This is a genomic window from Vibrio sp. 2033 (assembly GCF_033339735.1).
The window spans coordinates 1-712 of the sequence record NZ_JAWOVC010000336.1 but is presented as its reverse complement, the minus strand read 5'-3'; the positions used below and the strand labels follow the sequence as shown (position 1 = coordinate 712).

Genomic DNA, 712 nt, shown 5'->3' with positions numbered 1-712 from the left:
GCATCAGCTAATTCAGGCGCCAACACAACGCTTTGCGTTTCTGCGTCGTACGCAGCTTTTGCTGCAGCGGCACGGAAGTTCTCGAATGACGAGTTACACATCAAGAAGTCTTGAGTGCTGGTATGCGCTGAGATTTTGACTTGAGCACGGAATGAATGACGTACCGATTCGATATTGCGTAAGTCACATTCAACCGTTGGACCGCCATCGAAGATGTCGACGTAGCCTCGGTTGGTAAAACCTTCACGCTCTAGCAGCTTCAGCGCTGGGCGCGTGTTGTCATGCACTTGACCAATCACCGCTTGTGCTTCTGGGCTCAATAGGTTGATGTAAATTGGCAGCTTTGGCATCAAGTCAGCGATAAAGCCTTTCTTGCCGATGCCGGTAAGATAATCTGCAAGTGTGAAATCAAGAGAGAAGAAATGCTCTTGTAACCATTGCCAGAATGGAGAATTACCATTCGCATCAGAGACGCCACGCATCTCGGCAAAGATGGTTTTAGAGAAACGCTCTGGGTGCTCCGCCATCATAAGAAAACGGCACTTAGACATCAGACGGCCATTTAAGCCCTGGCGATATTTTTCGCGTAGAAACAGCGTACAAATCTCACTGTTCCCCGTGTAGTTGTTGCCAAATGTCAGTAGTTTAACGACGTTATTTACGCCGAGTTTTGGCGAAGAGTGAACCACTTTACTGATGTGATATGAGTAGA

General features: G+C 47.8%; 1 protein-coding gene. It reads right to left on the bottom strand.

Going from position 1 to position 712, the window contains the following annotated elements:
- On the bottom strand, nucleotides 1–712 hold a 712-nt coding region (locus R7P74_RS26435), incomplete at both ends, for an arginine N-succinyltransferase (protein WP_318123622.1).